The organism is Bariatricus sp. HCP28S3_F11, assembly GCF_052065395.1.
Lineage (GTDB): Bacteria > Bacillota > Clostridia > Lachnospirales > Lachnospiraceae > Allocoprococcus.
The window spans coordinates 61,087-72,331 of the sequence record NZ_JBQHUC010000013.1 but is presented as its reverse complement, the minus strand read 5'-3'; the positions used below and the strand labels follow the sequence as shown (position 1 = coordinate 72,331).

The following is an 11,245-nucleotide window of genomic DNA, read 5'->3' as shown; positions in this document are numbered from 1 at the left end:
GAATTCGTTCTTCTGCACCTGTACTGACCTGTACAACGTACCACATTCTTTTTCACCTTACTCATGTTTATGTCATCGTTTGTTGCATGGATTAGGAAAAAAAAGAACCTTATCATCTAAAAATGGATAAGCTTCGCCACTCCATCTTTATTCAGACAGATTCTCATACACATATATCATCTGAATCTTCCAAACGCGACACGGCGACGATTTGGCTTACTCAGAATTTTTCCGTTTCCACACTTTCTATATTATACCTTATACCTTTTTATTTTTCAACATTTGTTGACATGATTTGTGTTTTTTCTATAGCGCACACCTATATGCACGATTTTTTTTGTGATTTTTGTGCATTTCGTATATTGACTTTTTAATTTAAAGTGATAAATCCTTTTTTGGGGGCTGATCTTAGCATTCTGATTCTCATACAACATAAAATCGGTCGTTGCAGAAAACTGTATTTCCTGCAACGACCGGTTTTCATTGATATAATATTGATATTGGTGTCAAAACCATAAATAAATTTGCCCCTATTCCTATAGTACCTTGAAAAATTCATATTTTGTAGTATATCGCCGGACTTTTTGGGATATATGCTGGATATCCCCTCCCTTGTTTTATGCAAGTACCGGATTTTGGGCATAGTTTCCCAGACCCTTCACATAATTGAAGAGTTTTCGGAAATTCAACGCTGCTATTTTGGAACCAAAAAAGAACTTGCCACGCTGTTTTCCACGAGGCATCTTTTCCAAATGGTAATTCTTTCGGATATTTGACGGAACAGTTTCCACTCCATTACGGAGCCTTGCATAATTTTTGAATTCTTCGCTGCTCATGTTCCTCTGGATTTTTGCACGTTCATGAGCTGCTTTGGATGTTACTATTTTTGCAACCCGCTTATAAATCTTCGGCTTGCATTGATCCTGATACGGACAGCCTACACACTGCTCATGCAGAAAGGAAACGGCACACTGATTGCTTTGTTTCATATAAGAACAGCTTTTCGGTGAATGGCCGGCTGGACATCGGAGGACTTTTGTTCCCTCTTCGTTAAATTCAAAATCAGCAAGGGGCTGTTCTTCAAAACTTGTTGTATGCAGTGCGTACTGAATTCGAAAATCCAGCATAAGATTTTCAACCATCTCATCATCGGAATAATCAAAAAGCTCTTTGATGATGAGCGCACCAACAATACAGCAAGTAAACCATTTAGGCTTGTATTTACTGCAAAATATATGAACTTTTCAAGGTACTATAGAGGGGCTTTTGACCCCAATATCATAATATTCAGATTATAATGATCCACAGATTATCTCTGGGTTTTTATTTCGCATCCCAGTAATTTTCCACCAGCACTTTCGCATCCTCCAGAGAGACTGACTGCATCTCCGCGATGTGCTTTGCTGTCTCCTCAGCAGAAAGGCCCAGTTTTTGGAAGGCTTTTACTATTCCTTCTTCTCTCCCTTGCTTTATTCCCACCTGAACTCCTGCATTCCAATTACTCCTCATCTGGCAATTATAATCCCGGATTGCTTTCTCTCGTTCTTCGTATTCTTGCCTTTTCACATCATCTGCACTCATTTTCACTACTTTCTCATATGCTTTTTTCAGAGATTCGTCTGTCTTTGCCATTTTCTCCATCTCCTCACGATTTTCAGCATTAATGAACTTTGCCCAGTTTATGAGTTCTGTTGGCGGGTAATCATATTTGGCCAGTTTGGGTAATTCCAGAACATGCAGTTCCAGTTTATCGGTGTATTTCCTGCGCCGATGGTCTTCCCAATACTTTCTTTTGGCACCCCCAGCACTGCCGCGATAAACCCTTTACGGATGATTTCATCCTCCATAAGCTCTTTGAAGCAAAAATCCACTTTCGGCTTCATAATAAATTCTTCTTGATTCTGGTTTTTCTTTGACATAATTTTTCTATCACAGTGATTCCTATGACTGTCACCAGAATTCCCAATGTCGCACCCGATGTATCGATGCAGACATCCTGGATTCTTCCTGCCCTTCCTTCTACGAATAGTTGATGGAATTCATCGGTACATGCCATGAAGGCGCTGATTCCGATGCTGCCAAATATTTTCCATTTCATTTTCATATAGATCTGCTGCAGCAAAAGCATGCTAAGCATTCCCATCACAGCATATTCGCAAAAATGTGCTGATTTTCGGATGATGAAGTCATACGGTTCAAGGAATTCTCTCTGTTCTTCTTTTGACATTTCTCTGAATTCCGGTATGAAGAATCCGACAACCTTCGCCCCGAATCCTATGCTCGTGTCTGTGGATTCGTCTCCCGGCTGGGCGGAAAATGCGAATATGATGCATCGCCATATTAAAATGAGAATGAGAAAGACATAGAAATGTTTTTTGTTTTTTATTATCATTCTCTCTACCTGCAAAGGCCGGTGATTGCCTTTACTACTTCCTCGATCGTCATATCAGAGCTGTCCACAAGGACGGCATCGTCTGCCTTTTTAAGCGGTGCGATTTCCCGGTTCATATCACGGGTGTCGCGTTCCTGGATATCTTGTGCGATTTCATCATAATTGCATGCGATTCCTTTTTCCGTCAGTTCTTTAAACCTACGATTTGCGCGGCACTCTACGCTTGCTGTCAGGTATATTTTGACATCTGCATTCGGAAGTACATGAGTTCCGATATCTCTTCCGTCCATCACAACATCTTTTTCTTTTGCCAGATTTCTCTGAAGGTCCAACAGTTTTGCCCGGACTTCCGGTACAGCAGAACTGATGGATGCCATATTTCCCACCGCCTCTTCTCGCAGCATGGAAGTGATATTTTCTCCGTTTAAATAAATCTGCTGTGCGCCGTCTTCGTATCCGATGCTTACTTCTGCATCTTTGCAGGCATCAATGATTTTTTCTTTTTCATCCGGCTGAATGCCTTTCTTCAGGAAATGGATTGCAAGTCCGCGGTACATTGCACCGGTATCGACGTAGATGTATCCTTTCTCTTTGGCAACCAGTTTTGCGATCGTGCTTTTTCCGGCTCCGGCCGGTCCGTCAATGGCTATGTTGTATCCCATGGTTTTTGTTCTCCTTATTCATTCTCGTTCTATTTTCTGCAATCTTTATTTCAATTTATCCAGTGGTCCGATAAAAACACGAAAAGATTTATTTTCATCAACAATAGCTGACTTCACAGGTCCAAAATTTTCTATTTTTATGATATTCATCCAACTCCCCCTCTACCAAATACTGCTTCCCGCCGCATACCCCGTAGACCATGCGATTTGGAGGTTAAATCCTCCGGTAAGTGCATCCACATCCAGAACTTCTCCTGCGAAATACACTCCTCTTACCAGTTTGGATTCCATTGTGGATGGGTTCACTTCTTTGACCTTCACTCCCCCGCGTGTGATAATTGCTTCCTTGTAATCGCGCAGTCGGGTAAGTGTCAGTTCCAGGTGTTTGATAAGATGAACGAAATGCTGACGTTCTTCTCTCGATATGATATTCACTTTTTTCTCCGGATCAATTCCGCTTAGTGCGACCATGACCGGAATGAGTTTCGCCGGGAAGAGGGAATTCACAGCATTTTTAAACTGTTTATTATGGTTTTCTTCAAATTCACGCAGTACGCGCGCATCGAGCTGTTCTTCGGAAAGTGCCGGTTTCAGATCAATCACCAGCTTCAGTTCTTTCCCTTTTCCGAGCATTTTGCCTACATATGCGCTGGCGCTGATGATGAGCGGGCCGCTGACGCCGAAATGGGTGAACAACATCTCTCCGAAATCTGAGAAGATTTCTTTCTTCCCATTGTAGATCGTGGCCTGTACATTTCGCAGGGATAATCCCATTAGCTGCGGCACGAAATCTTCTTTTGTCTCAATCGGCACCAGTGAAGGGGCGGTATCGGTGATGGTATGGCCAAGACTTGCTGCAAACTCGAATCCATCTCCGGTCGATCCGGTTGTCTGATAGGAAAGTCCGCCGGTCGCAATGATACATGCGTCCGCCGTCACTTTACTTCCATCGGCCAGTACCAGATGAGAAAATGAGCCGTTTTCCGCAACCACATTTTTCACTGTTGTATAGAAATGTACCTGGACGCCCAGATTTTTCATCTCTTTTTCCAGAGTCTTTATCACATCCGAGGAATGGTCAGATTGCGGAAATACACGATTTCCACGCTCGATTTTTACCGGAAGCCCGGCATTTTCAAAAAAATCCACCACGTCCTGATTGGTAAAACCGTAAAAACTGCTGTACATAAATTTCTCATTTGTGACTACATTTGCAAATAAGGTATCCATATCGCAGGCATTGGTAATGTTGCAGCGTCCTTTTCCTGTGATGAATAGCTTCTTGCCGAGTTTTTCATTCTTTTCAAATATATGCACTTCGTTTCCATTTCTGGCGGCAAAGATCGAAGCAAACATCCCGGCTGCGCCGCCTCCTATGATCAATACTTTACTCATTGATTCTCTTTTTCTCCCGTCTTATCAGATTTCATGGTTACGGTATCTCCGACCGAATTCAGTTCGTCCCGCGAGTAGACTTGATACTCGTCCCAGATATCTTCCAGTGTTTCCAGTGTCTGGATGACTTCTTTCTGCTTCTTCATGCAAAGCGCCACGATCAGAGCGTTGATCACGCTTAAAGGTGCGACCAGGGAATCCACGATAGACGCCATATCACTTCGTGCGATCAGGTTGCAGGAAGAATAGAGGTTCATCGGAGAATGTACACTGTCGGTCAATGTGATCACTTTCGCTTTACGGTTGCTTGCAAACTCCAGTGCTTTCAGCGTTCTCATGGAGTAGCGCGGGAAGCTGATGCCGATAATCACATCCTCTTCATTGATCCGGATCAGTTGTTCAAATATTTCACTGGAGCTGTTCGTATGAACACTGATTACGTTTTCGCAGATCAAATTTAAATAAAAACTGAGGAAATTAGCTAACGGGGCGCAGCTTCGGATGCCGACTACATAGATTCTCTTTGCATTGAGGATCGTATCTACCGCCAACTCAAACGCCTGCTGATCAATGCTTTCCATTGTCATCTTGATTTTATCGATATCCGACTGAAGCACAGTCTCAAGAATCTCACTCTGGGTAATTCTTCCGTAAGTGACCTCCATCCTCTGGATCGAATTCAGTTTTGTCCGCACCAGCTCTCCAAGTGCTTTCTGAAATTCCGGATATCCCTTGTATCCGAGCTGAGATGCAAAACGCACAACCGTGGACTCGCTGACACCTACTGCTTCCCCCAGCTTCGATGCCGTCATAAATGCTGCTTTGTCGTAATTCTGCCGGATATAATCCGTCAGGCGCTTCTGGCCTTTGCTCAGTTTCGGATACTTTTCTTCCAGTCTTGTTAATAGTTCATTTTGCGTACTCATGAACTGCCTCCTTTGGGGACGTTCCTTCTGTCACGGAGCGCCCTTTGCTCATTTTTACATCTTACAACAATTAGGTGGGGTTTACAATATTTTTACTAAAAAAACCTCTATGACCGGACTTATTTTCTCTAAAGACAAAAGCTTAATTCTTGGAAAATACTAAGGTGCCTCAAAGCGTTTTCTATGAAAAAGACAAAAAAGGCCGCCACATCTAAGGTTTACATATCCTTAAATGCGACAGCCCTCTTCTTTTCTTTCGTTATATCATTTATATCTGCACATTAGGCACTGATCGTGGCAAAAGAGTCGTTCCTAACGCGAGCCAAAGGGCGCTGGTCGTGGCAAAAGAACCGTCCCTACACCGGGTAGCTTCCATTCTCAGTATCTGCGATTGTTGCATCAACTTTTTTCTGCTGTGCATCGCGGTATTTGAAGAAGTCGATTGCTACCTGCGGGAAGAGTGCGTAGCTGAGTACGTCTTCATCCTGCTGTTTGTACTGGGCCATTTCTTTTTCAAGGGTATCCAGTTCATCCGGAATCAGGTCTGCCGGACGGCATGTGATGACTTCTGCGTCATCGCCAAGTACTTTTTTCTTTACTTCTTCGTTAAATGGTTTTACGGTTGCGCCGTATTTTCCGCTGAGTACGTCTTTTGTCTCTTTGGTTGCCATCTTGTAGCGTTCGCCCATCAGGACGTTGAATACGGCCTGTGTTCCGACGATCTGTGAGGATGGTGTTACGAGCGGCGGTTCGCCGAGGTCTTTTCTTACGCGCGGTACTTCTTCGAGTACTTCGTAGAATTTGTCTTCTGCACCCTGTTCTTTCAGCTGGCTTGTCAGGTTGGAGAGCATTCCGCCCGGCACCTGATAGAGGAGTGTCTTAATGTTTACGCCGAGGTTCTTCGGATTCAGAAGACCGCTGTCAAGTGCTTCGTCACGGATCGGACGGAAGTAGTCTGCGATCTCTGCGAGGAGCTTCTGGTCAAATCCGGTGTCGTATGGTGTACCTTTGAAGGTTTCTACCATTACTTCTGTTGCCGGCTGTGAGGTTCCGAGTGCAAATGGAGACATTGCGGTGTCGATGATATCGACTCCTGCCTCGACTGCTTTCAGGTATGTCATGGAAGCAACACCGGATGTGTAGTGTGTATGAAGTTCAATTGGAAGATCCACTGCTTCTTTTAATGCGCCTACCAGTTCGGTTGCTTTATATGGAAGTAACAGGCCTGCCATATCTTTGATACAGATGGAATTTGCTCCCATATCTTCGATACGTTTTGCGATGTCTACCCAGTAATCCAGTGTGTATGCATCTCCCAATGTGTAGGAAAGTGCTACCTGTGCTTCTGCTTTTTCTGCGTTTGCTGCTTTTACGGCTGTCTGAAGGTTTCTTAAGTCATTCAAACAGTCAAAGATACGGATGATATCGATTCCGTTTGCAACGGATTTCTGGACGAAGTATTCTACTACATCATCTGCATAAGGACGATATCCAAGGATATTCTGTCCGCGGAAGAGCATCTGAAGTTTGGTGTTCTTGAATCCGTCACGGAATTTACGAAGTCTGTCCCACGGGTCTTCTTTTAAGAAACGAAGGGATGCATCGAACGTAGCTCCGCCCCAGCATTCTACGGCGTGATATCCGACTTTGTCCATTTTATCAACGATTGGAAGCATCTGTTCGGTTGTAAGACGTGTCGCGATCAGAGACTGATGTGCGTCACGGAGAACAGTTTCCACAATTTTAATTGGTTTTTTTTCAATTTCAGCCATTTATTTCTTCCTCCAAGTTTTTCTATTACGGAATTTGCCCTTTGCCTGTCTGTGAATGATTCACGGGACTGGCTGCTCACGGATTCTTATCTCATAGTCAGGCACATGCTTCGCATGTGATTCCTTCGGAATCTCCGCACTTCGTGCTGCCTGACATTCGATAACAACCGGAATTTGCCCTTGCAAGCAAGCAAATTCCTTCCTGTTGTTACATTACTCCGAATATAGCCATGAATGTTCCGGCGGCTACGGCGGTTCCGATTACGCCGGCAACGTTTGGTCCCATTGCGTGCATCAGAAGGAAATTTGTCGGGTCTGCTTCCGCCCCGACCTTCTGGGATACACGGGCTGCCATCGGTACGGCGGATACACCTGCGGAACCGATCAGCGGGTTCACCTGTCCATGAGTTGCCCAGCACATGATCTTACCGAAGAGCACTCCGGCTGCGGTACCGAATGCGAATGCAACAAGACCGAGTGCCACGATTTTCAGAGTATCCAGGTTCAGGAATGCTTCTGCGCTTGTGGTTGCACCTACGGATGTTCCAAGCAGAATGACAACGATGTACATCATGGCATTGGAAGCGGTCTCTGTAAGCTGTCTTACTACACCGGATTCTTTGAATAAGTTACCGAGCATCAGCATACCAACCAGTGGTGCTGTTGTAGGAAGAATCAGACACACAACGATGGTAACGACGATCGGAAAGAGGATCTTTTCCAGTTTGGTAACCGGACGAAGCTGTCCCATTTTAATCTTACGTTCTTTTTCGGTTGTAAGGAGTTTCATGATTGGCGGCTGGATAATCGGCACCAGTGACATGTAGGAATACGCTGCCACGGCGATCGGTCCCATGATGGCCGTCTGCTGTAATTTACCGGCAAGGAAGATGGAAGTCGGTCCGTCTGCTCCACCGATAATGGAAATAGCTGCTGCTGCTTTGTCTGAGAATCCCATTGCCATGGCTCCCAGATAAGCTGCGAAGATACCAAACTGGGCTGCTGCTCCGAGAAGGAAACTCTTCGGATTTGCGATCAGCGGTCCGAAGTCGGTCATCGCTCCTACGCCCATGAAGATCAGAGACGGGAGGATCGCCCATTCATCCAGTTTGAAGAAATAATATAAGAGTCCGCCGGTTCCGTTTGCTGCGTCCTCTGCATGAAGCATGATGTCCGGGTAAATATTTACCAGAAGCATACCAAATGCGATCGGTACGAGAAGCAGCGGTTCGAAGCCATGCTTAATCGCAAGGTAAAGGAAAAAACATGCAACTGCAATCATCACGTAGTTTCCAACAGTCAGATTGAAAAATGCGGTCTGATGCAGGAGATTTCCCAGTGTATTTGTAATGTATTCCATGTTATAACCTCCTGTTTGTCAAAAGGATGCTGCTCCTTAGTTTAATGTAGCTAATGTCTGGCCTGCTTCTACCATATCGCCTACTGCTACATCAATACTAGCAACGGTTCCGTCTTCCGGAGCCACAACAGGAATTTCCATCTTCATTGCTTCTACGATCACAACGGTATCACCTTTTGCAAGTTTCTGTCCGACGCTTGCTTCGATCTTGAATACTTTTCCGGCTGCACCTGCTGCCACTTTGATGCTGCCTGCGCCTGCTGACGTTTTTGCTGCCGGTGCTGCCTTTGGTGCTGCCTTAGGTGCCGCTGCCGGTCTTGCTGCCGGTGCCGGTGAAGCTCCTGCTCCGTTTTCTTCTACTGTCACATCATATACGTTTCCGTTCACTGTAATTGTATAATTTTTCATGATTATTTCCTCCTGAATATCAACTATATTTATGCATTCCATTTGTTGGATTTTCTTCTCTTAATAGAACGTACTACGAAACCGTCCGTAGAAGTTCCTTCGTAAGCAGCAATCGCTGCAGCGATAACCGCGACAAGCTCTGTGTCATCGATCTCCTCTTCTGCTGCGGCTTCTTCTGCCTGTGCCGGAGCCGGAGCAGCTTTTGCAGGCTCCGCCTGTTTTTTGGATTTTCTGTCTACTAATGCAGGAACGTATTTAAACAGAGAAATAATAAAACTCATGAATATCAAAACACAAAATACAGTTCCCATACCTAATAATGTATTCAAACCGGCTTTCTTAAGAATCTCGCCCGTGCTGAAGGAAGCATTTACCGTAAATGACTCCAGCTTCAGATTCTCATCAAATGTAAACTCCAGATCAGCTTCTCTGTCTGAGAATTCTGCCGGTGCAGTTACCGTCAGAGTCGTACTGCTGGTCTTGAATTCATAGTCTCCGTGACTGATGTACTGTCCGCATTCATCCGCTGACGCACTCCATCCTTCTAATGCAGTAATAAAATCTTCTGCCTCCATCTGGACGCCGGTCTGGGACTCAAACTGTGCCATCAGATAGCCCTGATTCCAGTCTGACATGCTGCTGACCTGCTCACCTGAGATACCGCCGCTTGCAACGATATTCAATACCTGTTCACAGCTCTGCTCGATGGTCTCCGGATCATACTGGATTCCTTTCGCATTACCGCAGCCGGTAAAGGCAAACGCAAGTGCCAGAATGCAGATTAATAAACTGATTTTTTTCTTCACTTTGCTTCACCTCACTAAACTGTTCCGTGTTTCTTGGAAGGACGTTCTTCCCTCTTTGTAAATAACATCTCAAATGCGCCGATCACATATTTTCTTGTGTCGGCCGGTTCAATGATCGTATCTACATAGCCTCTTCTTGCAGCAGAAAGCGGGCTTGACTGAAGTTCCTGATACTCCGCTGCTTTTTCTTTTAATGTATCGGCATCTGCATCTGCGTACATGATCTTTGCTGCCATATCAGCTTCCATCATACCGATCTCAGCGTTCGGCCATGCATAAACCATGTCTGCTCCGATGGATTTGCTGTTCATGGTCACATATGCGCTTCCGTATGCTTTTCCGGTTACAACAGTAACTTTCGGTACGGTTGCATCGGCGAATGCATAGGTAAGTGATGCCATTGCTTTCGCAAGATTCTTCTCCGAACATACAGCTGCCTTGAATCCTGTTACATTGGTAAGTGTCAGGACCGGAATTCCAAATGCATCACAGAATTTCACAAATCCGGCTGCTTTCTTGCATCCTCTTGCTGAAAGAGAACCGTCGAATTCTTCTGCTGCCTTTCCTTCTTCATCAAATACTTTTGAGCGGTTTGCCACTGCTCCTACGGTCATTCCGTTAAGACGGATAAAACCGGTCACCATATCTTTTGCGTATTCTTTCTTTGTTTCGAAGAAAACGCCGCTATCTGAAAGCATTGACAGAACAATGGATGGGTCCTCGGCTGCATTTTCAATATCTTCACAGATCCGGTTCAGATCATCGGTACATTCATCATAAGAATCGTTATCCTCATTATTTGCCGGAAGCATACATACGAGTTCACGGATATTTTCCAGGATCTCTTCTTCTGTTCCGACTGCATCCACCATTCCGGATTCCTCGCTCTGGAACTTAGCGCAGGATGTGTCACATTTCTTAATTTCATTTCCGACGATTGCATTCGGAGAGTTCACAAATAATCTGCCCTTTGTCTCCATAAATGTGAAATCAGTCAGTGCTGCAGCTGTTGCGAGTCCACCGCCGCAATTTCCGAAAATAGCAGTAATCTGTGGAATAACGCCAGAAGCCATTGCCTGTTTGTAGTAGAGACTTCCAAATGCATTCAGTGCGTCTGTTGCTTCCTGAAGACGCATACCTGCACAGTCAATAAGTCCAATGACCGGTGCACCCATCTTCATTGCCATGTCATAGATATGTGCGATCTTTCTTGCATGCATCTCACCAATCGCGCCCTTTAAAACAGTCGCGTCCTGGCTGTACACATAGACAAGATTACCGTCAATGACTCCATAACCGGTAATGACACCATCTGCCGGAGTCTCTTTCTCCTGCATGTTGAAATCTGTCGTTCTTGCTGTTACTGCTCCGCCGATTTCAACAAAACTTCCCGAATCAAGCAATGCAGCAATTCTCATGCCTGCCGGATTTGATGTTGTTGTGTTACTCATAAATCTAGCCCTCCATTTTATAATTTTAATATAAACCAAATTTTCTGCCGAGTTTATTATACTTGTATTTTCT

Annotated in this window: 12 protein-coding genes; all 12 read right to left on the bottom strand. The window is 44.7% G+C overall.

The genetic code is table 11. The features are described 5' to 3' along the window. Positions 1-617 precede the first annotated feature (617 nt). Entirely contained in the window at positions 618-1,127 is a 510-nt protein-coding gene (locus ACTNBR_RS08205; protein ID WP_441042693.1) for a transposase, read from the bottom strand. Positions 1,128-1,323: 196 nt separating this feature from the next. Further along, positions 1,324-1,731: a PD-(D/E)XK nuclease family transposase gene (locus ACTNBR_RS08200; RefSeq protein ID WP_441025402.1), complete on the bottom strand. Its 408-nt coding sequence runs from the start codon at positions 1,729-1,731 to the stop codon at positions 1,324-1,326. Next, a complete protein-coding gene (locus ACTNBR_RS08195; protein ID WP_427805845.1) occupies positions 1,680-1,883 on the bottom strand; it encodes a hypothetical protein in 204 nt (67 codons plus the stop codon). The genes ACTNBR_RS08200 and ACTNBR_RS08195 overlap by 52 nt, the downstream gene beginning before the upstream one ends. Continuing rightward, positions 1,880-2,392 carry a VanZ family protein gene (locus ACTNBR_RS08190; protein WP_427820678.1) on the bottom strand — a complete coding sequence of 171 codons (513 nt, stop codon included), beginning with the start codon at positions 2,390-2,392 and terminating at the stop codon, positions 1,880-1,882. The genes ACTNBR_RS08195 and ACTNBR_RS08190 overlap by 4 nt, the downstream gene beginning before the upstream one ends. A gap of 5 nt (positions 2,393-2,397) precedes the next feature. After that, the gene (gene cmk, locus ACTNBR_RS08185; protein ID WP_427805847.1) at positions 2,398-3,054 is read right to left on the bottom strand and encodes a (d)CMP kinase; all 657 of its coding nucleotides are present in this window, start codon (positions 3,052-3,054) and stop codon (positions 2,398-2,400) included. 162 nt (positions 3,055-3,216) lie between these two features. Then, a complete protein-coding gene (locus ACTNBR_RS08180) occupies positions 3,217-4,449 on the bottom strand; it encodes an NAD(P)/FAD-dependent oxidoreductase (RefSeq protein ID WP_441017682.1) in 1,233 nt (410 codons plus the stop codon). Beyond that, positions 4,446-5,375, bottom strand: a complete 930-nt coding sequence (locus ACTNBR_RS08175; protein WP_441017684.1) for a MurR/RpiR family transcriptional regulator — start codon at positions 5,373-5,375, stop codon at positions 4,446-4,448. Before ACTNBR_RS08175 ends, ACTNBR_RS08180 begins: the two co-directional genes overlap by 4 nt. 356 nt (positions 5,376-5,731) lie before the next feature. Continuing rightward, complete coding sequence (locus ACTNBR_RS08170; protein WP_427805851.1) at positions 5,732-7,147, bottom strand: oxaloacetate decarboxylase subunit alpha; 1,416 nt, start codon at positions 7,145-7,147, stop codon at positions 5,732-5,734. A gap of 208 nt (positions 7,148-7,355) precedes the next feature. After that, complete coding sequence (locus ACTNBR_RS08165) at positions 7,356-8,507, bottom strand: sodium ion-translocating decarboxylase subunit beta (RefSeq protein WP_427805852.1); 1,152 nt, start codon at positions 8,505-8,507, stop codon at positions 7,356-7,358. Between the two features lie 36 nt (positions 8,508-8,543). Next, entirely contained in the window at positions 8,544-8,915 is a 372-nt protein-coding gene (locus tag ACTNBR_RS08160) for a biotin/lipoyl-containing protein (protein WP_441017686.1), read from the bottom strand. Between the two features lie 29 nt (positions 8,916-8,944). After that, positions 8,945-9,721: an OadG family transporter subunit gene (locus ACTNBR_RS08155; protein ID WP_441017688.1), complete on the bottom strand. Its 777-nt coding sequence runs from the start codon at positions 9,719-9,721 to the stop codon at positions 8,945-8,947. 14 nt (positions 9,722-9,735) lie between these two features. Then, complete coding sequence (locus tag ACTNBR_RS08150) at positions 9,736-11,172, bottom strand: acyl-CoA carboxylase subunit beta (RefSeq protein ID WP_441017690.1); 1,437 nt, start codon at positions 11,170-11,172, stop codon at positions 9,736-9,738. Positions 11,173-11,245: the final 73 nt, after the last annotated feature.